The following is a 24183-nucleotide window of genomic DNA, read 5'->3' as shown; positions in this document are numbered from 1 at the left end:
ATTTGTATTTCCTGTTAAGCACTTGGATATAGCTTCGTCATGACAAACTCCCTATGTCCTAATGCCTCGGCTGCTGTCAATCGGCCATTTGCTGTTCGATAAAGCATCTCCATCAACTGATTACCCGCCTCATGCAAATTAATATCACGCGTTAGTAATCCACTAACGTCGACATCAATATGCTCACTCATAGTCGTAGCAGTAATCGGATTAGCAGTTAACTTAATCACTGGTTCAATAGGATTGCCAACGATATTACCTTGTCCGGTTGGAAAGAAATGTACCACTGCACCACCGGCTGCCATTAATGTAATATGCTCTGCGGCTGCAGATGAGCTATCCATAAAGTATAATCCCGCCCCATTAGCTGGAGTTTCTGCAGGCGTCAAAACACCAACAATCTCTTTTGTACCTGTTTTTGCAATATTACCCAAAGCTTTTTCTTCGATCGTTGACAGTCCTCCTGCAATATTTCCTTGTGTTGGCTGTGAGCCCAACAGATCAACACCTTGATTTTTAATAAAACCAACGTAATTGTTATACATTTCTAGAAACCTTTGTTTCAATTCTGGTGTCACCATGCGGTTTGCAATAATATGTTCTCCACCAGTTAGTTCAGATGTTTCACCGAACAATACGGTGGCTTCCTCATCTACTAATCGATCTACTACCCTTGCAACAGTCGGGCAAGATCCTAATCCTGTTGTAGTATCAGATTCCCCACATTTTATACTGACAGTTAATTCCCCTAATTCTATTGGTACTCTTGTCATTTCAGATGCCCATTGTACATACTCTTTTGCCTTCCAAGAGGCATTCCGAATCGTTTCTAGGTCTCCATATCTTTCAATGGAAAAATACGTGACAGGTTTTCCTGTTTTAGCAATACCATCTGCAATTCTTTTTGACCAATTTTCCTCAATCCCTATAACTACTACTGCAGCAACGTTTGGATTACTCCCTGTACCTATCATTGTTCGAAAATGCAACTCTAAATCTTCTCCATATTGAAGTCTTCCATAGGAATGAGGTAGTGCCAACGCACCTTTAATTTGATTGGCGACTGCCTCGCATGCTGTGTTCGAAATATCGTCTACTGGTAAAATTATTACATGATTTCGTATACCTATCCTTCCATTTTCTCTACGATATCCATACAATTGTTTCGTCATTATTACCACCTCGCCGTTTTAATATTATGTGTGTGAACATAGTCTCCAGCATGCCAAACCTTTGTTGTTAAACCAATTTGGGTCTTATATTCAATAACAAATTCCCCCTCCTTTAAATCTACTAAAGCTATCTTATGCCCAAGTGGTATATCATGTTTTGCATGTATCACGATGGAAGTATCATCATCCATGTAAACTCCTTTCACCTCTTCCCCTTTCTTAATTTCATTTGTTGCTACTCCTACATGATCACCTTTATAGTGAATAAGAAATTTATGCTTCAAATTAAACACATCCTTTTGAATGAATAGAAATAGATAGTTAATAATTAACGAAATACTAACTTCAAGATTATGAAAACTATAGTTCGCGGGTTCTTATTCATTTGCTAAAAAAAGCCCAAAAGCTTGATCATAGATATGCCATTTACCATGCTTCATCGTAAATCCTTTTACAATTCCACTATAATTTTCCACTTGATTCACAAATTCCTTTGGATTTGCAGTATTTTCTTTAAACATGTCAATATGCATTGGAATGGCATATTTTGGTTGGATGTGTGCTGTAAGTCTTGTAGCGTCAGGTATATTCATACATCCTAGCCTACCATTGATACATACCATCATTAAATCCAATTGCTCGTTGAGAATTAGCTCATCAGAATAAGTGGTGTCACCACTTATATATAATTTCACACCATTTAATTCCAGTACATAACCTAAACTATCCTCTGTGTGAATAGCTAAAACGGCTTCTACATTTAAATTCCCTATTCTTTGCTTTTCTCCCCTCCTTATAACATTGATGTTATCTTTCGGAATGTTCATCTCGATAAATAGGTCGAGACATGAAGGTGGTGCAAGAAAAGTAACAGCAGGGTTTGCCTTATATATTTCTGGAATGGAATCGGGATCTAAATGATCTTTATGATGATGCGTAATAAAAACATAATCAGCTTCCAATTGGTTTGCTTGGACAGGTGGTTCAATCATGCGATGAAATCCTACCGTTTTGGAACATGCATTAGAAAGATAGGGATCAATGTGATAGACTATCTTGTTTTCGTCAACAAAGACAAATCCTGCTTGACCAGTCCAGGCTAGACCTAACTGTCCTTTTTGAATATTTAACTTTTGTTGCATTTTGATAAAATGGTTCATAATCATCACCCCTCGTATATTATATTTAAGCCCATCTTTTGGACTTATTTTTTACTCTTTTGACCTGCAATAATTTTTTAAAAAACACTTGGGCGTCTTGTGATGTTCCTAGATAATGGTCTTAAGGATCATTTGGGAGAATTCTGTTCACCCCTGTGGCTAGCCACATTTAAAGAAAAACTACTAATATATTTTTAATTCGACACCGAAGATGCTTGGATTAATTTTCTTGCACTTGCCTGTAAACCTTCTCGATTAATTGTATCAACATATTCTTTTCCTAATAAATGGACTCCAACTCCAATTGCTGATGCTCCCGCCTTAAAAAGATTTTCTGCCATATCTAACGTTATGCCACCACTTGGCATCAATGGTATTTGATTAAGTGGTCCTCGAATCTGGGTTATATATTGGTGTCCAACGATGTTAATTGGGAACACTTTTACCATATCAGCACCTGTTTTCCAAGCTAACTCAATTTCTGTTGGTGTAAACGCACCTGGTATAGAAACTAATCCCAACTCTTTTGTTGTTCTAATAATTTTCGTATTTGTATTAGGCGAAATTATATAAGTTGCGCCCATTTCAGCTGCCAATCTTACCTGTTTAACTGTAGTTACTGTACCTGCACCGATATGAATATTACTTGGTAATCTATTTCGAAGTAATTTAATGGCTTCTAATGCATGCTCCGAATTCATTGTTACTTCAAAAAATCGAAGTCCAGCTTGCATGAGTATTTTACTTAGTTCTAAACACTTCTCTGCGCTATACCCCCGGTAAATGATGACCACAGAAGATTCTTTCAATTGTTTTATTATTTCCATAGAGACACCCTTTTTTATAAAAATAGTAAAGTTTAACATTAAAAAGCTTATTGCTTTACTGATCCGGCAATTCCTTCAATGAAATAGCGTTGCATCACAATAAAAATAAGCATAACAGGCAGAAGTGAGATGGTTGCTCCTGCAGCCATTCCTGTCCAATCTGTTGAATATTGTTCCGTAAATGCTGTCATACCAACTGCCAAAGTTCTAAGTTCAGGTTTTGTAATCGTTAACACAAGTGGTACTAAATAAGAACTCCACGTCCAAATAAATTGCATGATAACAGCAGTTGCAAAAACAGGTTTTGCAGTAGGCAAGATTACTTTGAAAAATGTTCCTAAAAAACCACACCCATCTAACATTGCAGATTCCTCTAATTCTTTTGGAACCCTCGCAAAGAAGGAAGCGAACAATAAAATAAATAACACATGTGCCCCCGATGATTCTGCTGCAATCACCCCTAGCAATGAATCATTTAATCCTAATAGAACCATAAACTGATATAATGGAATAATGGTGTAACCTTTTGGAATGAAAGTAAATCCAATAATAATCCCAATAATAACTTTTCTTCCAGGAAAATTGACCCTTCCAATCGCATATCCCGTAAGACAACTGAGTACTACCACAATTAGAATGACAGTTAATGTAATGATCACTGTATTTAGAAAATACCCCTCAAAATTAGCAACCTGCCATGCCCTGGAGAAGTTATCCCAATGGAATTTCTCTGGTATCGGATTAACGCCTGAGCTTAAGAATGTATTATTCGTTTTTAACGAGGAAAAAACCATCCATACAAATGGATATATCCAAACAATCCCAACTATAATTAAAAGAAAATGGACAAAAAGATGGGTTATACGCATTGATTTCATGTTTGTATCCCCCTATTAATTTTAATGAGATTATTTTTCCTCCTCCGATTAATGGTCCAACCAATTGCAGCGAATAAACCAGTAATTAGAAACACAAACAAGCCTAATAATACACCTGCCGCAGATGCAAAACCTGTTCGAGCCCCTCCGCCAACAGAAGCAAAAGCATATCGATAAATATATAATTCTAACGTCTCAGTAGAATAGTAAGGACCACCATTGGTTAAAGTTTTTACAAGGTCGAATACGTGCATACTGCTTGTTAAAGTGAGGAGTAAAATGGTAAAACCAATTGGCGCGAGTAAGGGTAATGTAATATATCTTAACCTCTTCCAATACCCCGCTCCATCAATTTGAGCTGCCTCATGTATGTCTTGAGGAATGGTTTGTAATCCAGTTAACCAATAAATCATTGTTATTCCAATGTTTTTCCATGAACCAACCACAATTAATAAAATCATCGCGAGAATTGGGTCTAATAACCAGGAAACTGGTTTTTGCATAATTCCTAGCGCTATTAAAAGCTGGTTAACTGTCCCTTGAGTTCCAAACATGGTCTGCATTATGATACCAACGATTGCAGCAGTGGTGACCACAGGAAGAAAAAAAATCGTCCGATAAAAACCTTTTGCTTTAAATTTTGGTTCATTTAGAATTAATGCCAATATTAAACCTAGTGTCACTGACACAGTAGTAAAACCTATCGCGTAAATAAGTGAATTTTGAAAGGCATTCCAGAATTCAGGTGTTTGCAGTAATTCTTTAAAATTAGCTAAGCCGATAAAGTTATCTAGCTCTTCCAGCCCATTCCAATCGTAAAAAGCGTATACGTAGCTCATTATTATCGGATAAATAGATAAACCAATGAACCAAATTATTTGCGGCATCATGAAAGTATACGCCCAAATATACCGTTTCCTGTTGATTGAGAATACGTTTTTATTGTGATTCTTTTGCTCAAACACTCTACTATCTTTCACATTTTACACCTCCTCATTGTTGCTATTTGCAACCGAATTATCGGGATTGATAATCCTCCTTAACGTAATTTTGACCAGGTACCCAATTTTTGTACATATAATCCTCTATCGACACTTTTCCTTCAGATTGCTCTATCGCATCCATAAGCGCTTTATTATTCGCATCTGTCAATTCTTGAAGTGTACCCCCTAAGTCTTTGATCTGTCCGGTCAAATAACCATTTATAATGGTATCTAATCCTTCTTTTGGAGCCATTTCACCATGTTCTTGATTGACCTTGATTGTATCAGGGTTAATTTGAGCAGGATTTGGTGCTACTACCATAACTTCATTCATAATTTCGGCAATCTCATTAAACTGAGCTAATTTTGATTCTGTTGTTCCGACATGTTCTAGTTTTAAAGCTGGTGCAGAGGTCCCACTTTCAACGATGTAATCATACATATGGTCTATCAAGTAATTAATAAAAATTTTCACTTCTTCCCAGTTATCTGTATATTTTGAAACTGCGATCATTTCCGGAGTGGCCTTCTCCCCGTATTGTATACCTTCACCATTTTTGGTTGGTAATTTTGCAACTCCAAAATCTTCTAATCCACGCTCTTTCAGTTGCGCCCCCACATAATTTCCAGCAAACATAAATGCAGAATGGCCATTAGCAAACTGAGTATAGACGTCCTGCGCACCTAATTCTAGGCTCTGAATAGACATGACATTATTATCAAGCATTGTTTTATAGAATTCGGCTGTTTCAATCACACCTTCAGTCGCAAAATTAAACTCACCTGTTGTCCAATCTCTTTCTGTCTTTGGTGTTAAAGCTTTTGCCATTTGTAAGGTTACATCTGAAATCAACCAGCCTGCTTGCATACCGATAAGTAATCCATATTTAGTCCCATCTGATTTCTCATAAATTTCTTGTCCCAATTCCATGAAGCCTTCCCATGAGTCAGGTACCTCTGGCTTAATATCAAGTTCTTCTAACAGATCTTTGTTATAATAAGTCATAAAAGCACCATGAGAAGGAGAAAAAACAGGAAATGCGTAAACTTTATCATCCATTACAGTTTGCCCTGATTCAAATGAACCTGTTACAAATTTTTCTTTTACCTCATTTGTAAAGACTTCGTCCAAAGACCGGATCTGATCCGCTGCAACTAGTTGTGGTACACCGTATCCTCCACCTGTTGTAAAAAGATCTGGTAATTTATTTTCTTGAACTGCAGCTTGATACTGCTGTTCCTGGGCCTCTACTGGCAGATTCTCGAGATCAACTCTAATATCTGGGTACTCTTTTTCAAAAGAGGTGATTATTTCAGGAAGATAGACATCCAAACCTGAGAGGCGATTCCACATGGTTATAACCGTTTTACCTTCCTCATCTTTACTCGTATTTTCATCATCTTGGCAGCCTACGATGAAAGTAATCGATAATAATAATGCATACATTAATATATAAAGCGGTTTCATTATTGACCTCCTTAAATTTATTTGTAAATGTTCCTTGCTTACCTTTCTGCTAATGACCCGTCTTCATTACGCCAGATTGGTGCTCTATAATTGTGACCTATTATTGCAGCCTGTCGTACTCTCTCTTCGTTGATTTCAATTCCTAATCCAGGACCTTCTGGTATTCGTACAAAACCTTCTTGATAATCAAATACGGATGGATCTTTAAGATAATCAGTTAAATCATAGTCGACATTATAATGAATATTCTTGCTTTGCTCTTGGATGAGTGCATTTGGTGTACAAGCATCTAATTGTAAGGAAGATGCTAAAGCAATTGGACCTAATGGACAGTGAGGAGCAACTGCAATATCATAGGCTTCAGCCATTGCTGCAATTTTTCTTGTTTCTAATATTCCACCTGCATGGGATAGATCTGGCTGAATAATGTCTACTATACCTTCCTGAATAATGCTTTTAAATCCCCATCTTGTATACATCCTCTCACCTGTAGCTATTGGAATGGATGTATATGCAGCTAACTGTTTCAATGCTTCATTGTGTTCAGGTAAAACTGGTTCTTCAATGAACATAGGGTGAAACGCTTCCATTTCCTTCACTAAAGTTTTTGCCATTGCTTTGTGAACACGGCCATGAAAATCGATAGCAATACCGAAATCCTCTCCTGCTATCTCTCTAACTTTTGCTAACCGCTCAACTGCTGCAGTTACCCTTGAATGAGAATCAATATAATTAAGTTCCTCCGTTCCATTCATCTTAATTGCAGTGAAGCCAGCTTCTAATCGTTCTTTTGCTGCCTCTGCTACGCCAGATGGACGATCACCTCCTATCCAGCTATACACTCGAACCTTGTCACGGCATTTTCCTCCGAGCAGTTCATATACTGGGGCATTATAATATTTCCCTTTAATATCCCATAGAGCCTGTTCAATTCCAGAAACGGCACTAGATAATATTGGTCCACCCCTATAAAACCAGCCATGAGTGAGCACTTGAAAATGATCTTCTATATGTAATGGATTTTTGCCAATTAAATATTCGCTCAATTCATTCACAGCTGTTCTTACAGTGTCAGTCTTTCCTTCTACAATTGGTTCTCCCCAACCTTTTATACCCTCATCGGTATCTATTTTTAAGAATAGCCATCTTGGAGGAACCTTAAATAATTCCATGCTTTTGATTTTCATAAATAAAACTCTCCTTTGTGTAATCGATTACATTTTTAAAAATTTTTTAAATTAGCTCTTTTTTTCTGACATTTTTTTGATTAATGCATTTTCAACACTGTTTAAGTGTTCTAGCATTTTTCTCTCGGATTGTATAGCGTCTTTATTCGATAATGCTTTCAAAATTTCCCGATGTTCCTCTACAGATTTTTCCAATCGTCCTGGGATTTGTAATGTTTCCATCCTTACTTCTTTCATCAAGTCTATTAAATTATACATAATTCTATATAGGACGGAGTTACCTGACAATTTTGAAATCAGCAAGTGAAATTTTTGATCAGCTAAAGAGATATCAATGTATTTCTCTTTATTTTTGATGTAATCAAGATCCTTGTCAATGAAACTATTTAGTTCCTCGATATGTTTATGCTGAATGTTGCTCACAGCCCATTTTACACTTTGCGTTTCTAATAACTTTCTTATTTCAAATAATTCAATTAATTGATCATTTTTATTAAAAAATGATGCTGCCCACTGCTGAATGGATTCTGTATCACTTGACACAAATACACCTTGCCCGTGTTTAATATGGACATAACCTAAAGAAGACAAAATCTGATATGCCTCTCGAACAGTATTTCTACTAACATTTAGAATCTCAGACATTTCTCTTTCAGAGGGAAGCTTTTCCCCTTGTGTTAAGTCTTCATTAATAATTAGATTTCTGATATAGTCAACCACTGATCTTGAAATGGTAGTTTTTTGAAAATTAATCGAGCGGAACATGCTTTTCTTCCTTTCTCATACAGAAAATAGAGAAGATTCTCCATTCATTACTTTTAACACTTCATTAGCAACTAGAACAGAAGTTCTTATTTGAGATTCCTCCGTTAATCCAGCAATATGCGGAGTAAGATTTGCCTTATTATTTAATAATAACTCATTGTCTTCATCAGGCGGTTCAATACCAAATACATCAAGATAGGCACCAGCTATATATTGATTATTCAATGCTTCATTCAAAGCATGTTCATCGATAATACCACCTCTGGAGGTATTAATTAGACAACTGCTACTTTTCATAAGTTTAAAAATGTCTATATTAAACATCTTTTTAGTAGTTGGTAATAAGGGAACATGTATACTGATAAAATCTGATTTACTTAGTAATTCCTCAAATGTGACTAGTCGAATTCCTGTTTCTGCAACCGAGAAATCATAAGTGGAACGAAATGGATCGTATCCGATTACTTCCATTCCAAAGGCAAATGCTCTTTTTGCAATTCGGTGTGCAATCTCTCCAACTCCAACTAAACCCAGTGTTTTACCATATATTTCATTGCCCGTGAATTGCTGTCTATCCCACTTTCCCTGTTTCACACTAGCATTTGCCTCATATAGATTTCTTCTAAAAGATAGTATAACGTTCATCACATACTCTGCTACCGAAATAGCATTAGCATTATGAGCATATACAACTGTTATACCTCTTTCTTTACAAGCTTGAATATCTATATTGTCTAACCCCACTCCAAGACGTCCGATAACCTTTAATTGTTTTGCCTTTTCCAAAAGTAGTGGCGTTATCATGGTCTGGTTACGAATAACCATCGCATCAACATCTTTAACCATTTGAAGCAATTCGTCGTATTTTTCTGATAATGATTTATCATAGTTCACATCTGCTACTCTCGATAAAACATCTAACCCTTCTTTCCACATCAGTTCAGTAACTAGGATTTTCAACAAATTCCTCCATTCTAGCTTTTATCAACCAGTGAACGGGTGACCCAACCACTAAATCATTTGTATTCATTGTAATGGTTAGTTATGTCTTTTTCAAGCTAAAAAAAACTTTATATAGGATTGATTTTCAAAACTAAAGGAAACAAGGGAACGAAATAACTTATATAAATTTGTAATGTAACTTATTATAAAAAGTAATAACTTAACTACTAAGTTTTATGCTACAGTAAATAGCATATTAAGATTTCGTTAGGGGTTGAGGGAAGCTTGATACGTAAAATATGGCTACTTATTCAAATAAAGCTTAAAGGTATATTAATAACTATAATAATTGCTTTAATATCTACCATTCTTGCCAAGCTACCGATTTTATCTATAATGGGTGTTATGATACTATCTATATTTATTGGTATGATGTGGAAAAGGATGTTTGTGCTTCCGACTAATGCTGAATCAGGAATTGTTTTTACTACTAAGTCTTTGCTAAAACTTGGTATAATCTTACTGGGGGTAAGATTAAACATCTACCAAATTTTAGCCGATGGGTATTTTATTTTTTGTATAAATGTAATCGTTATCACATTTTCCTTGTCACTAGTTCTTTATTTTGGAAAATTGCTTTCTGTGGAAAAACAAATCACTACATTAATAGCAGTAGGTACTGCAGTTTGTGGGGCTTCTGCAATTTTAGCTATTGCACCAATAATTAAGAGCAATAAACAAAGTACAGTAGTAGCCATTGCGTGTATCTCGATAATTGGAACATTAGCAACTATTATCTATATATTGACTTTTTCCATATTTAACATAAATTCAGTAGAATTTGGGGTGATTGTAGGAGCTACTCTTCAAGAAGTATCACATGTAGCAGCAACAGGTTTGGCTACGAATCAACTCAGTTACGATACAGCCATTATTACGAAGCTAGGTAGGGTTGCTTTACTTATACCTGTATCAATTATAATAGGAAGGATTTTTCAAAAAAAAGAAGAGGGTTCTCTAATATATCGTAATAAATTGCCTGTACCGTGGTTTATTTTCGGTTTTTTAGGTATGGCAATTATCAATTCTTTTGGTTTAATTCCCGTATCTATAGCCCATTCTTTGATGACTATTAGCTCCTTTTTGATTTCGATGGCTATGGCAGGAATAGGTTTGAATGTGAATTTTGTTGATCTTAAGAAAGCTGGTATGAGACCAGTTATTGTATCTATAGTCGGGTATGTTTCATTATTAATATTAGTTTTGATATTAATTCGATTTTTTTAGAGCTAAAATGAGATTTTTATGTGAGAAGTGAATGTTAGGGAGGTATTTTAATTGAATTTTGATCATTTGAAAGTGTTTTATACTGTTGCAATGAAACGAAACTTCTCTGAATCAGCAAAAAATTTACATCTATCACAACCTTCGGTAAGTTCACAGATTAAACAGCTTGAAAATTCTTTAGGAGTTTTATTGTTCAATAGATCCACAAAGAAAGTGAACTTAACCAACGAAGGAAAGCTTCTTTTTCGAAATGCAGAGCAAATATTAAAACTAGTGAACCAAACTAAAAATGAAATCACTTTATTGTCGGAAAAAATGAATGGGGACTTAGAGATCGGAGCAAGTCTAACAATTGCAGAGCATATTCTTCCTAAACTATTAGGACTTTATAAACAACAATTTCCACAAGTTAACGTGCATTTAAAAGTCTTTAACTCTGAAATAATTGTAAAAAAACTCCTCAATGAAGAGATAAATTTAGGCTTTATTGAATCAATGGTTTCTTATTCGAATCTAAATCAGTCTATTTTTATGAATGATGAATTAGTACTGATTTCTTCTCTTTTATTTTGGCATCGTTATATTGGGAGTAAAGATCAAATCTTACCCAAAGAATTATTCTCATTACCCATAATTTTGCGAGAACGTGGTTCTGGAACAAGACAGGTTATTGAAGAAAAGTTAATTCAAAATCAACTAAATCCTGAAAATCTGAATGTTATTTTAGAATTGGAAAGCACAGAATCAATTAAATCAGCCGTAGAATCTGGTCTAGGTGTATCAATTGTTTCAAAGTCAGCTATATCTAAAGAATTGAAGTTAAACACGTTAAAGTATTTAACTATAAGTGGCATTCGACTAGATCGTTATTTTTTTAGTGTGTATCAAGAAAGAAACATTTCAGCTGTAAGCGAGTCGTTTCTAACATATTTCAAAAATTCCATCTGATTACTTTCCTCGAATACAGTGATAAATACTAAGCAAAACCCAGTTTTTCGCTCCAAAAATTTAAGCGTCTGAGTTTTGCAGTTTATATACAACTAATTGGTAGAAAGATTCAACAACGTTTGATGCTAAAAGGAAATTGTAGTTTAATGAATTGCTTCATTTTTAATAATTTCGATAACCCTTCTTTTTGCTTCGCTGGTTTTATAATTGCGCATATTATCTTTCATCACATATTTATCCTTTTTTAATTGTTTGACTGCCGTTATTAAAGATTCAGTTGTTAATGAAGCTTCCTCTAATATTTTGGCATAACCTTGATTAGCGAATGAATTGGCATTCACAATTTGATCGCCCCTACTTGCTTGTAAAGATAATGGAATCAAGAGCATCGGTTTATGTAATGCCAAAAATTCAAAAATAGCATTGGCACCAGCTCTAGAGCACACAAGGTCCGTAATGGCTAAGAAATCCTTTAATTCGTCTTGTACATACTCGTATTGTACATAGCCCTTTCGATGAATAGAATCATCAACCAAACCTTTCCCACAAATATGAATAATGTGAAAATCAGAAAGTAGTTCATCTAAGCCTTCCCGGATGGCATCATTTATCTTTTTCGACCCAGCACTTCCACCCATTATCAGCAATACATTCTTACGGCTATCCAGTCCAGTTAACTCATAACCTTTTTTCCGATTACCATTAAATAGCTCCTCACGTACTACTGCACCTATCCATTCCGCTTTTTTCTCGGGTAAATATTTCATCGTTTCAGGAAAAGTCGCCAAAATCTTTTTAGCAAATGGCATTGCTAACTTATTTGCAAGCCCCGGTGTATAATCTGATTCGTGAATCACTGCAGGTATTCCTCTCATTTTTGCTGCAACTAATACTGGTACAGAGACAAAACCACCCTTGGAGAAAATCACGGCAGGCTTCTTTTTCCCAATAATGCGATAAGCTTGTAAAGTCCCTTTTAACACTTTAAACGGATCCTTGAAATTTTCCTTTGAAAAATATCTTCGCAGCTTTCCAGTAGAGATCGGATGATAAGTTACTCCTTCTATTGTTGCAATTAACTCTTTTTCTATTCCAGTTTTTGAACCAATATAGTCCACATCCCACCCATCTTTAATAAACTCAGGGATAATGGCCATATTAACCATGACATGCCCAGCTGTTCCTCCACCTGTAAATATTATTTGTTTCCTATTCATTAGAGTTTCTTCCTCTCCTATCTTCACCATTCTGTTACATTTATGTATATAAAATAATGCTTTTTATAATAAACGAAGCTATTAATGATTATACTTATACTTATTCTAATCACGCAAGTAAGTATGTATGGGAGAACTGTAAAAACCTGCTCCAAATGATGGAAACAGGTTTCACTTTAATTATTTTCTCAAATTCATTACAATCAAACGTTCTTCTGTCATCTCTTCTATGGAGTATTTTGGTCCTTCCTTTCCGTTTCCACTATCCTTTACTCCACCATATGGCATTAAATCAACACGATATTGGGAACCATCGTTTATCATAAAACCGCCAACCTCTACATTTTTAGCTGCATAAAACGCTGTGTCAAGGTTTTGCGTGAAAATTCCGCCTTGTAAGCCATAATCTGATTGGTTTACTTCACGAATACAGGCATCAAGATCATGGAATGGAATCACACTTGCGACAGGCGCAAAAATCTCTTCACACACTACCCTAAATTGAGGCTGCACATTCGTAAGAATGGTAGGCTTTAATAAAGCCCCCTTTCTTTCCCCACCAATAGCAATTCTTGCTCCTTTTTCTACTGCTTCTTGAATCCATTTCTCTGCTCGCTCTGCTTCTTTTACATCAATCATTGGACCGACATCTGTCTCGGGATCATTAGGATCTCCAACCTGTAATTGGTTAATCTCAGAGATCAATTTCTCTAAAAAAATGTCTTTAATCGTTTCATGCACATAAATTCTTTGTACTGAAATACACACTTGTCCAGCAAAGGCAAAGCTTTGACCAGCTAGTGTTTTAGCCGCATGATTAAGGTCTGCCTCTTTATCGATAATTACTGGCGAATTATTGCCTAATTCTAAAATGAGCCGATTAAGACCAGTTTCTTGTTTTAATTGAAGTCCCACTTTTGCACTTCCGGTAAATGTATAGAGTGCAATTCTTTCGTCTTCCATCATTAATTTTCCAACAGTAGAACCAGAACCTACCAAGACTTGTAAAAGTCCAGCTGGAAGTCCTGCCTCTTCAAGAATTTTTGCAAGCTTCAAGGCGGATATAGGTGTTTTACTTGCCGGCTTTAATACAACAGCATTTCCTGCTGCAAGTGCCGGGGCAACCTTATGAGCTACTAAATTTAATGGGAAATTAAAGGGGCTGATGGCGCCAACTACACCTACAGGTACCTTTATAGTAAAAGCAAGTCGATTCTCTGAACCTGGTGCTGCCTCTACAGGCACTCCTTCACCATGAATTCTTTTGGCTTCCTCTGCGGCTATTAAAAAGGTTTGAGCTGATCTATCTATTTCACTACGCGCCTGCTTTAATGGCTTACCAGCTTCTAAAACAATCGTTTTGGCTAAATCCTCCTTATTTGCGAGCAATAATTCTGAACTCTTTTGCAAGATTTTATACCGATCATATGGAGATAGATTTTTTGTTTCGAATGCCTCCAATGCACTAGAAATTGCCAGATCCACATCGTTTTCAGATGCTTTTGATACTTTTGCAAATGGTTTCTGTGAATACTTATCCAGTACTTCTAATGTATCTTCTGTATCGATCCATTTTCCGTTTATGTACAATCCATATTTATCCATCATCTGACACCTCTTTTTTATTGATTACTAAGGTTATTCCACGTATCCATCCTTTCAAACATACTTGATAAACCTATTTATTAAGAAAGCCGGCTCATCTTCTAACATCGCTAAGGATCGAAATTCCTCTTTCATAAATCCTTCTGATACCATATGATCTAACCATTTTGCCAATGGTTGGTAATATTGTTGTATATTTAACATACCAATTGGTTTTTGATGGATACCAATTTGAGCCCATGTAAAAATTTCAAATAATTCCTCTAAGGTTCCAGGACCACCAGGTAACGCAATGAATCCATCTGCTAATTCTGCCATTTTTGCCTTTCGCTCATGCATGGACTCAACAGTAATTAGCTCTGTTAAATTCTGATGAGCTACCTCCTGTTCAACAAAAAAATTAGGGATCACACCAATCACTTTACCGCCAGTATCTAGGACTGCATCGGCAACAGACCCCATTAATCCTGTACTTGAGCCTCCATAAACTAAAGTAATATTTCGTTTTGCCAATTCCTTTCCAAGCTCACGTGCCCCCTCTTCATAAGCTAAAGACTTACCTTTTCTCGAGCCACAATAAACCGCAATATGCTTCATCCTACCATCACTTCCTTTACTAGCTATAATCCTATTTAAAAAGCACAAATGTTTAGTAAACATTTGTGCTTTTTTAGTATATGTCAGGCTATTAATTTTATAAAAATAATCCAGCAATTGTTGCAGATAGAATGGAACCTAACGTTGCTCCGATCAATAGTTTGAAACCAAATTTCGATACGGCTGCTCCTTTTTCACTATCAATTCCTTGTACGGTACCGGCAATAATACCAATAGAAGAGAAGTTAGCAAAACTTGTAAGGAAGACAGTAACAATTCCTACAGTTTTTTCAGAGAACGTATCTACTAATGGCTGTAGCTGAAGCATTGCAACAAATTCGTTTGTAATAATTTTTGTTCCCATAATACTTCCTGCTTCGATTACTTCATTTGGAGAGATCCCCATTAATATGCCGATTGGAGCTAAGATATAACCTAATATTTGCTCTAAAGTAATGTCATTAAAAATAAATTGAATTACCCAGTTCACCGCTTCTAGTGATGCAATAAAAGCTATCAGCATTGCAGCTACGATTAAGGCTATTTTCCCACCATCTAATGCACCATTTCCCATTGCTTCAAAAAGGCTTTTTGATTCTGAAACATTCTTTACATCGATCTCATCATCATGATCCCCTACCTTAACAGGTGCAATAATGGATGCAATGATAAGAGCGCTAAACATGTTTAAGGGAATGGCAACAAGAACATATTCAGCTGGAAGCATTTGCATATAGGATCCTATGATCGATGCAGAAACAGATCCCATTGCCGATGCACTTACAATATATAGGCGATTATTATTCAATTTTGAAAATTGAGATTTTACCGCAAGCAATGCTTCTGATTGACCAAAAAACATACTATTTACCGCATTGAATGATTCCACCTTTGGAAGCCCAGTAACTTTGGAAATGAGTCCCCCAAAATATTTAATAATAATTGGCAAAATTCGTAGGTAAGTAAGCACAGATAACAATGTGGCAAAGAAAATAATAATTAATAGAACATTAAAGAAGAAAACCCCTTCTCCCTCAATTCCTCCAACAACAAAATTAACCCCTTCTGTTCCAAATTCAATCAACTTGTTGAATACACTGGAAATCCAGTTAATAATAGCTGCACCAATGGATGTCATAAACATAAACCATGTAGTAACTAGCTGTGCGATTAACATAATGACAATTGCACGATAATTAATGTTTTTCCTGTCATTACTCATTGCATAAGCAATCGCTAACACTAAAATAATAGCAATAATACCTAATAAAATTCCCAATTATAGCTCCTCCTTTTCTCTTTCTTCTAATCTTTCCCTTTATATTGTATGGATAACCATATCACAAGAAAAATGGACTTAAATCTGATCATTTTCATACTTAGAAGGTAAAGTCGACTTTTTCTAAAAAAGGTACACTTTAATTTATACTATATTAAAGTGTGCCATTGCAATGATTTTTATGATATTTGTTGAACAAGAGAGAAAAATGTTACACTCTCTTACATTTCGAATTATTTTCGCAATATTTGGGCAATTTTGATAATAAAATATATAAAAAAAAGCTACCCTATAGGATAGCTTTTTCTTCATGGAAAAAGTGTTTCATTGCATAGAATACATCTTCTTTATTTCGTAAAATAAATTGCTTAAAACGAGGATGATCAATGTCTTTAAAAGCCTGAGTTAATGTCGAATAACGGTTGTATTGATTGACCTCTCCATATCCAAATAAACTTGCATGCTCCAATAATTTTGAGACAGCCTCAAGGGATCTTCGGTTATCAGAGGTTAAATTGTCTCCATCCGATATATGAAATGGATAGATATTATATCTGCTTGGAGGATATTTTTCTTCAATTAATTCTAGTGCTTTTCGATAGGCTGAAGAACAAATTGTTCCCCCACTCTCGCCTTTCGTAAAAAAGGATTCTTCATCCACTACTTTTGCTTCCGTATGATGGGCAATAAATTCGACTTCTACTGATTCATATTTTTTCCGCAAAAACCGTACAGTCCAGAAATAAAAGCTTCTAGCTACATATTTTTCAAATTGGCCCATTGACCCACTTGTATCCATCATGGCAAGAACGACCGCTTTAGATTCAGGTTTAATAATATTATCCCAGGTTTTATATCGTAAATCATCAGGATAAATAGGAGTAAACGACGGATTACCTTCTAATGCGTTTCGACGATAAGAGGCAAGCATTGTCCTTTTCTTATCTATATTTCCGGTTAATCCTTTTTTACGAATATCTTTAAACTCAACATCTGTTATCGTAATATTATCCTTCTCTTTTTCTTCTAAATTAGGTAAAGCTAATTCCTGAAAGAATGCTTCTTCCAGTGTTTCAAAATCCACCTCTGCTTCATAGTAATCTGTACCAGGTTTGTCACCTGCTTTTTGCCCTTTTTGACCTTTTTGTGGTGTACCGTCTTGAGCTACTATGTCTCCTACCTTACTATCACCATTTCCTTGACCAACATGCTTATTCTTCGACTGGTTGTATCGTATTTTATACTCATCTAATGAGCGAATAGGAACACGAATAATGTCCTTGCCTCGAGACATAATAATGTTTTCTTCACTGACGATATCAGGTAAGCGCTTTTTTATGGCATCCTTTATTTTCTCCTGATGTCTCTTCTGATCGTCAAACCCTTTTCTATGGAGGGACCAATCCTCTTCCGCTATAACAAAATTATAATCAGTCATCCTTCCCCTCCTCTGCTTGTATTATTTTATTGTATGCAAGTTTTGGCAGAATGATTAAGTATTTCACGATATTTTTTCATCTATTCTAATGTCCAAATTATCAAAGACTTCACCAACCCATTTGCTGTACTTTAATCATTTTTATACGCAAAAAAACGCTCATTAACCTTTTCGGTTAATGAACGTTTTTACAAATCTATCCTTCTAGCAAGAGATCGTAAGGGTCTTCCAGCAATTGCTTAATTCGAACTAGGAATTGTACTGCATCTTTACCATCTACTATTCGATGGTCATAAGACAAGGCAATATACATCATTGGTCGCACCTCAATAGAGTCATCAGGCATGACCACTGCGCGTTTTTGAATCGAATGCATCCCTAAAATACCCACCTGTGGTGTATTTAGTATTGGTGTGGATAACAATGATCCAAAGATCCCACCATTTGTAATGGTAAAGGAGCCTCCTTGTAAATCAGAAATCTGAAGTTCTTTATTTTTCGCTTTGGCACCTAACCTACCAATTTCAGATTCAATTCCTGCGAAGTCTAGTCGATCAGCGTCACGTACTACTGGAACAACCAAACCATCGTCAGTAGAAACAGCAATACCAATATCATAGAATTTCTTGAGGACAATCTCATTTTCTTGAATTTCCGCATTTATATAAGGAAATTCTTTTAATGCTCCAACAACAGCTTTTGTAAAGAAAGACATAAAGCCTAATTTCACATCATGCTTTTCTAAAAATTTGTCTTTTCTCTCGCTTCTCAGCTTCATCACTGCTGTCATATCGACTTCATTAAAGGTTGTTAACATAGCAGCTGTATGCTGTGCTTCAACTAAACGATTAGCGATTGTTTGACGACGGCGTGTCATCTTTACTCTTTCCACAGGCTTATCAAATTCCTGCTGAGAAGAGTTAGTAGAAATCTGTTGTTTACTCTTACTGTCACTTGAAGCTTGCTTTTGCTTCTCCGCTTTTAAAGCATCGGATAAATGTTCTACGTCCTCAGGACGAATTCTACCTAATGGATCTGTTGGTACGACATCATTTAAATCAATACCTAATTCACGTGCTCTCTTTCTCGTAGCAGGGGAAGCGACAACCTTTTGCTCTTTACCAGACTTTTTCGGCTCTGGTGTAGAGGCTTCGTTATTATCTGTGGCCTGCTTCTCTTCCTTAGAAGGGGCAGTAGCTTCAGAGTCCTCTGACTTCGATTCCTCTTTTGTATCTACTGCTTCACCATTTTCATCTATTTTGGCAATAACTTCTCCTACTTCCACATCATCGCCAGCATTTTTTACAAATTCTTTTAAGACACCAGCATATTCTGCGTTAACCTCAACATTTACTTTATCTGTTTCTAATTCACAAATTGGGTCGCCTTTTTCTACCGCATCCCCCTCACTCACTAACCATTCCGCAATTGTACCTTCTGTAATAGATTCTGCTAATTCTGGGACTTTAATTTCTTTCATTAGTTTTTTCCTCCTTCAGAAAGCTCTAATGCTCTTTTTACTAGGCTTCGTTGTTCTGCTTTATGGATATGTGGGTCACCTACGGATGGCGATGAGCGTTGACATCTACCAACATAATGTAAATCAATTTTCTTTTCTTCGAGCATTTTAAATAGTAGCTCTTTCACAAAATTCCAGCAACCCATGTTTCGAGGTTCTTCCTGAACCCACACTACTTCTGTTAGATTTGGACAACCTTCAATCACTTCTCGAATTTGTTGTTCAGGGAATGGGTAGATTTGCTCTAAGCGTAGAACATGAACATCTTCATACGCTGCTTGATTATCACTCATTTTGTCTTCAATATCTACCATTACTTTTCCTGTTCCGATTAGTAATCTTTTTGCTTTCTTAGAAGTCCATTCTAAACCTGGTTGCTGCATTAATGGTTGGAATTTACCATTCGTGAATTTATCAAGTGTGGAAACTACACGAGAGCTTCTTAATAGACTCTTCGGTGTCATGACAATTAATGGTCTAGCAGCTTCACTATCCACTAATGCCGCTTGTCGACGTAATAGGTGGAAGAATTGCGCACTTGATGTAACATTTGCTACTATCCAGTTATTTTCAGCTGCCATTGTTAAAAATCTTTCCACCCTACCGCTGGAATGTTCAGGCCCTTGCCCCTCATAACCATGTGGCAATAGAATGACCATATTAGATCGCTCATCCCATTTAGCACGTGAAGAAGAAATAAATTGATCAAAAATAACTTGTGCTGCATTGGCAAAATCACCAAATTGAGCTTCCCATATTACTAGTGTCTTTGGTGCTTTCACACTATAGCCATACTCAAAGCCGAGTACAGCTGCTTCTGATAAAGGGCTATTATGAACATCGAATGTTGCCTTTGCTTCATCCAAACCATGAAGTGGACAATACGTGTCATTTGTCTCTATATCATGTAATACTAAATGACGATGTGCAAAGGTTCCTCGCTCAGAATCTTGACCAGATAAACGAATTGGAATACCATCTTGCAAAATGGATGCATAAGCTAAAGCTTCTCCAACAGCCCAATCTGCTTTTTCCTCATTAGCGAAAGTATTATGACGTTTTTGAAGAATCTTTTCTAACTTTTTAAATGCCTGAAATCCTTCAGGACGCTTCAATATTCCTTCATTAAGTGATAATAGTAATTCCTTTGGAACAGCTGTTTCAATATCATTCAAGCTTGTTTGTAAGGCTTTAGGTACAGGTAATGCCTCCGGATTCTCGTTCGTGCTCTCCGTCATTTCATCATAAATACCTTGAAGTTTATTGAAAACGGCTTCCTTCATTTCTTCAAAAGCGTTTTCTTGAATAATGCCTTGGTCCTGAAGGTTCTTCGCATACACAGTTGCACAAGTGTCGTGCTGATCTATACTTTTGTACAATTTAGGTTGGGTTGCTCTTGGTTCATCCATTTCGTTATGACCATATCTGCGATAACCAACTAGATCAATTAAGACATCTTTCTGAAACTTTTTACGATAGTCATAGGCAAGCTTTGCTGCCGAAATACAAGCCTCTGGATCATCTGCATTAACATGAATGATCGGTACCTCGAACCCTTTCGCTAGATCACTAGCATAGCGGGTGGACCTTCCTTGTTCCTGTCCTGTTGTAAAACCAACTAGATTGTTGGCAATAATATGCATAGTTCCACCGGTTTTGTATCCTGGTAATGCACTAAGGTTGAAAGTTTCAGCGACAACACCTTCTCCAATAAATGCAGCATCCCCATGGATTAAAATACTAAATGCTCTTTCAAAATTTTGTTCAGTTCTTCCCTTTTGAAATCGAAAATCCTGTGCTGCTCGTGTAAATCCTTCTACAACCGGGTTAACAAACTCTAAGTGTGAAGGGTTATGAGCAAGTGTAATTTTTGTTGGGGAAGGTTTCTCTTCTCCTAATTGGCGCTTTGCTCCAAAGTGATATTTCACATCACCAGTCCATCCATAAGTAATGGCTCTTGAGCCTGGCGATGATGGAACTAATTCCTTATCAGCTGATGGATGAAATTCAGAGAATAGTTTATCAAATGGCTTACCTAATATATGAGTTAATACACTTAACCTACCTCTGTGAGCCATTCCCATTAGAATCTCTTCTGTTTCATCATAGAAGGATTTCTGTACGATATGGTCTAAGATCGGAACCATCATCTCTAATCCTTCAATAGAAAATCGCTTTTGTGCAACAAACGTTTTAGCTAAGAAGTTCTCAAATCCTTCTACATCTACTATTTTACCTAGTAACTGCCTTTTTTCGTCATCACTTAATGTAAAACGATAATTCCCTGATTCAATATTATCTTGGAACCAGTAGCGTTCGTCATCATTGTTTACATGATCGTACTCAAAAGAAATTGATCCAGCATATTGTGCCATGAGATATTCTACTACATCATTTGCAGTCGTTACTCCGACCATGTTTTTGTCCCAAACCCAATCCGCGGGAATCGCTTCCAAAATCTCTTTTGAGAGATGATAATGTTCCGGGTTTACTAATGTAGTGTCACTTGTCTTCCCTGAACCAACTGGATAAATATTCGCTTTCAAGTGTCCATAACGCCTAATAGCCTCAACAAGCTTGATTGCTGAGGTTAACTGTTTTGCATTAAATTGAGACGGCAAGCTACTCCCCTTAACGACCTCTGCTGTTCCATTGCCCGTTTCTTTAGGAGCTCCATATTGTGCAAACATTTCTTGAAGCGTTGCATCAACAGAGTCCCTGTCTTGTAAATAAAGCTCATACTGTTCCTCAAGGTATCCCATATTGGGACCGTAAAATTTTTTCCAGAATCTCTCACTGGATTCCTGCTGTGTCACGTCCTATACCCCCATTAGTAGTACTTTCTACTGCTTTACTTAACTCCCATCCAAATAAAGTAATGATTAATCATTACATCCATAATATAACCTATTTTACTATGGGAAACAACATAAAACTATAGATTATTTAAATTCTTTTTGTGTTTATTTGAAAATCTTGAAATATAGTCGTTACATTACTTAGAAAGGTGTATTTTCCTTACTAAATAATAAGTTGTCCCCTTTGACTTTAATTACTAGTGATAGCCTCGTTTATTTCATATTTCGCACTTATCTGTCGAGTTTGTTTATTACAAAAATTTCAAATTCCTAAACACACCAAAAAATTAGATGTCCTATTAATTTTGCTCAAACTAATAGAACATCGATATACTAATCACTATTTCAACCTTCTCCTGAAGATAATGGCCTCTATTCTCTCATTTTCTTTATTTCATCAGCAACAAATTGTACTTGTGTACCAACAATAACTTGAATACTATTTTTTCCTACAATATTGATTCCTGGTATACCGGTATTTTTAATTCGCTGCTGGTCTACTTTATCCATATCCTTTACCTCTAACCTTAACCTTGTCACACAATTATCTACAGATAAGACATTTTCATCACCACCAAGTCCAGCATAAATCTCCTCAGCCATTTCAGCGATTTTATCTCCTGAGGTTGTTGAAGCTGTTGAAGATTCTTCCATGTCTTCATCCTCTTCTCGTCCAGGTGTTTTAAAATTAAATTTTAAAATTAAAACCCTAAATAAAACATAATAAATGATCGCAAATACCATACCTTGAACCAATAGCATAAATGGCTGATTGGCTAAGGGAAGTCTTGAACTTAATACAAAATCAATAAAACCTGCACTAAAACCAAAGCCTGCTGTCCAATCAAACATAGCAGCAATACCTAACGAAAGACCAGTTAAAACTGCATGAACAACATATAGTGCTGGCGCTAAAAACATAAACGAAAATTCAAGCGGCTCTGTTACACCGGTAAAAAAAGAAGCAAATGCTGCTGCTAATAATAAGGCTGCAGCCATTTTCTTTCTTTTCGTTTTTGCCGTTTGATACATGGCTAAGGCAGCAGCTGGTAATCCAAACATCATAACAGGGAAAAAGCCTGCTTGATACATACCAGTTACACCTTTTTCACCTTGACCAGACCAGAAATTAGCAATATCATTAATCCCTGCAACATCAAACCAAAAAACAGAGTTCAACGCGTGATGCAATCCAGTGGGAATTAGTAACCGATTGAAAAATCCATATAGACCTGCACCAATTGCATCTAAATCAATAATGGCCTTACCAAAAGAAACAAGTCCAGAATAAATGAATGGCCAAATAAAGAATAAAATTGCAGATGCCAACAACATTGTAACCGCCGACATAATAGGCACAAGTCGTTTACCACTAAAGAATGCTAGTGCATCTGGTAACTTTATATGACTAAAACGATTGTACATAATGGAAGCTACTATCCCAGATAATATTCCAATGAATTGATTTCCAATACTATCAAATGCAGCATTAACATCTTCCACATCTACTCCTTGTAATAGAGCAACCGTTTCTGTTGATAATAAGGTGGTCACGACAAGATAGGCAACTAATCCACTTAACGCAGCAGATCCATCTTTATCCTTTGACATACCAAAAGCAACACCTACAGCAAACAAAATAGACATACTAGGTCCTGAAACAATCGATTCACCCGCCTTAATTAAAAATGCGGCAACCGCACTTGCTTCTCCCCATCCTTCTGGATCTATCCAGTATCCAAGTCCCATTAAAATTGCCGCTGCAGGTAAAACCGCTACTGGCAACATTAAGGAACGACCAATATTTTGAAGATATTTCATCATAACATTCTTCCTCCCTTTTATTGTTAATTATCTGACAGAATTAAGACACCTATTTACCGTTATATTATTGAATGAAACAATTAATATTCATCTTAAATCATTTAATTAATTTTGTATCAATAACACTTACTACAACTAAATTAATCCCTTTTATATTTTCCCATGGTTCATATTTTAAGATTTCATTGGCTCCACTCCTTAGCATTTTCTCTTTTTTATTTCCAACAAT

General features: G+C 36.1%; 20 protein-coding genes. 2 read left to right on the top strand and 18 right to left on the bottom strand.

What is annotated here, in order from left to right:
* Positions 1 to 14: 14 nt before the first annotated feature.
* The 10 genes from ACZ5N5_RS10930 to ACZ5N5_RS10885 all read right to left on the bottom strand — a co-directional run bounded on the left by ACZ5N5_RS10930 (position 15) and on the right by ACZ5N5_RS10885 (position 9400).
* Positions 15 to 1172 carry a UxaA family hydrolase gene (locus tag ACZ5N5_RS10930; protein ID WP_054787330.1) on the bottom strand — a complete coding sequence of 386 codons (1158 nt, stop codon included), beginning with the start codon at positions 1170 to 1172 and terminating at the stop codon, positions 15 to 17.
* Positions 1173 to 1174: 2 nt separating this feature from the next.
* Positions 1175 to 1456: a UxaA family hydrolase gene (locus ACZ5N5_RS10925; RefSeq protein ID WP_464372465.1), complete on the bottom strand. Its 282-nt coding sequence runs from the start codon at positions 1454 to 1456 to the stop codon at positions 1175 to 1177.
* Positions 1457 to 1549: 93 nt separating this feature from the next.
* A complete protein-coding gene (locus ACZ5N5_RS10920) occupies positions 1550 to 2332 on the bottom strand; it encodes an MBL fold metallo-hydrolase (protein WP_464372464.1) in 783 nt (260 codons plus the stop codon).
* Positions 2333 to 2526: 194 nt separating this feature from the next.
* The gene (locus tag ACZ5N5_RS10915) at positions 2527 to 3159 is read right to left on the bottom strand and encodes a bifunctional 4-hydroxy-2-oxoglutarate aldolase/2-dehydro-3-deoxy-phosphogluconate aldolase (RefSeq protein ID WP_464372463.1); all 633 of its coding nucleotides are present in this window, start codon (positions 3157 to 3159) and stop codon (positions 2527 to 2529) included.
* Between the two features lie 47 nt (positions 3160 to 3206).
* Positions 3207 to 4037, bottom strand: coding sequence for a carbohydrate ABC transporter permease (locus ACZ5N5_RS10910; RefSeq protein ID WP_464372462.1), 831 nt, complete (start codon positions 4035 to 4037; stop codon positions 3207 to 3209).
* Positions 4034 to 4927: a carbohydrate ABC transporter permease gene (locus tag ACZ5N5_RS10905; protein ID WP_464372461.1), complete on the bottom strand. Its 894-nt coding sequence runs from the start codon at positions 4925 to 4927 to the stop codon at positions 4034 to 4036. The genes ACZ5N5_RS10910 and ACZ5N5_RS10905 overlap by 4 nt, the downstream gene beginning before the upstream one ends.
* Before the next feature lie 127 nt (positions 4928 to 5054).
* On the bottom strand, positions 5055 to 6488 hold the full coding sequence (locus tag ACZ5N5_RS10900; RefSeq protein ID WP_464372460.1) for an ABC transporter substrate-binding protein: 1434 nt from the start codon (positions 6486 to 6488) through the stop codon (positions 5055 to 5057).
* A gap of 38 nt (positions 6489 to 6526) precedes the next feature.
* Positions 6527 to 7675, bottom strand: a complete 1149-nt coding sequence (gene dgoD / locus ACZ5N5_RS10895) for a galactonate dehydratase (RefSeq protein WP_054787324.1) — start codon at positions 7673 to 7675, stop codon at positions 6527 to 6529.
* Between the two features lie 51 nt (positions 7676 to 7726).
* Positions 7727 to 8440, bottom strand: a complete 714-nt coding sequence (locus tag ACZ5N5_RS10890) for a FadR/GntR family transcriptional regulator (RefSeq protein ID WP_464372459.1) — start codon at positions 8438 to 8440, stop codon at positions 7727 to 7729.
* Between the two features lie 15 nt (positions 8441 to 8455).
* Positions 8456 to 9400 (bottom strand): hydroxyacid dehydrogenase, encoded by a 945-nt coding sequence (locus ACZ5N5_RS10885; RefSeq protein ID WP_054787321.1) that lies wholly within the window; start codon positions 9398 to 9400, stop codon positions 8456 to 8458.
* Positions 9401 to 9667: 267 nt separating this feature from the next.
* On the opposite strand from ACZ5N5_RS10885, the gene ACZ5N5_RS10880 reads away from it, so the two are divergent.
* Complete coding sequence (locus tag ACZ5N5_RS10880) at positions 9668 to 10669, top strand: YeiH family protein (RefSeq protein ID WP_464372458.1); 1002 nt, start codon at positions 9668 to 9670, stop codon at positions 10667 to 10669.
* Between the two features lie 51 nt (positions 10670 to 10720).
* Complete coding sequence (locus ACZ5N5_RS10875; protein WP_464372457.1) at positions 10721 to 11617, top strand: selenium metabolism-associated LysR family transcriptional regulator; 897 nt, start codon at positions 10721 to 10723, stop codon at positions 11615 to 11617.
* A 143-nt stretch (positions 11618 to 11760) separates the two neighbouring features.
* Here ACZ5N5_RS10875 and ACZ5N5_RS10870 read toward each other — a convergent pair whose 3' ends face one another.
* The 8 genes from ACZ5N5_RS10870 to nagE all read right to left on the bottom strand — a co-directional run bounded on the left by ACZ5N5_RS10870 (position 11761) and on the right by nagE (position 23954).
* A complete protein-coding gene (locus ACZ5N5_RS10870; RefSeq protein WP_464372456.1) occupies positions 11761 to 12834 on the bottom strand; it encodes an undecaprenyldiphospho-muramoylpentapeptide beta-N-acetylglucosaminyltransferase in 1074 nt (357 codons plus the stop codon).
* A 180-nt stretch (positions 12835 to 13014) separates the two neighbouring features.
* Positions 13015 to 14439 (bottom strand): aldehyde dehydrogenase family protein, encoded by a 1425-nt coding sequence (locus tag ACZ5N5_RS10865; RefSeq protein WP_464373778.1) that lies wholly within the window; start codon positions 14437 to 14439, stop codon positions 13015 to 13017.
* A 54-nt stretch (positions 14440 to 14493) separates the two neighbouring features.
* Complete coding sequence (locus ACZ5N5_RS10860) at positions 14494 to 15036, bottom strand: LOG family protein (protein WP_464372455.1); 543 nt, start codon at positions 15034 to 15036, stop codon at positions 14494 to 14496.
* Positions 15037 to 15133: 97 nt separating this feature from the next.
* Entirely contained in the window at positions 15134 to 16315 is a 1182-nt protein-coding gene (locus tag ACZ5N5_RS10855) for a NupC/NupG family nucleoside CNT transporter (protein WP_277678144.1), read from the bottom strand.
* 289 nt (positions 16316 to 16604) lie between these two features.
* The gene (gene yhbH / locus ACZ5N5_RS10850; RefSeq protein WP_109985547.1) at positions 16605 to 17753 is read right to left on the bottom strand and encodes a sporulation protein YhbH; all 1149 of its coding nucleotides are present in this window, start codon (positions 17751 to 17753) and stop codon (positions 16605 to 16607) included.
* A gap of 196 nt (positions 17754 to 17949) precedes the next feature.
* Positions 17950 to 19233: a 2-oxoglutarate dehydrogenase complex dihydrolipoyllysine-residue succinyltransferase gene (gene odhB, locus ACZ5N5_RS10845; protein WP_277678145.1), complete on the bottom strand. Its 1284-nt coding sequence runs from the start codon at positions 19231 to 19233 to the stop codon at positions 17950 to 17952.
* Entirely contained in the window at positions 19233 to 22034 is a 2802-nt protein-coding gene (locus tag ACZ5N5_RS10840; RefSeq protein WP_245902391.1) for a 2-oxoglutarate dehydrogenase E1 component, read from the bottom strand. Before ACZ5N5_RS10840 ends, odhB begins: the two co-directional genes overlap by 1 nt.
* Positions 22035 to 22502: 468 nt before the next feature.
* Positions 22503 to 23954, bottom strand: coding sequence for an N-acetylglucosamine-specific PTS transporter subunit IIBC (gene nagE / locus ACZ5N5_RS10835; protein WP_464372454.1), 1452 nt, complete (start codon positions 23952 to 23954; stop codon positions 22503 to 22505).
* Between the last annotated feature and the right edge of the window lie 229 nt (positions 23955 to 24183).

Source organism: Gracilibacillus sp. JCM 18966, from assembly GCF_055392695.1.
The sequence above is the reverse complement of the archived record's forward strand: the minus strand, read 5'-3'. Positions and strand labels throughout refer to the sequence as shown.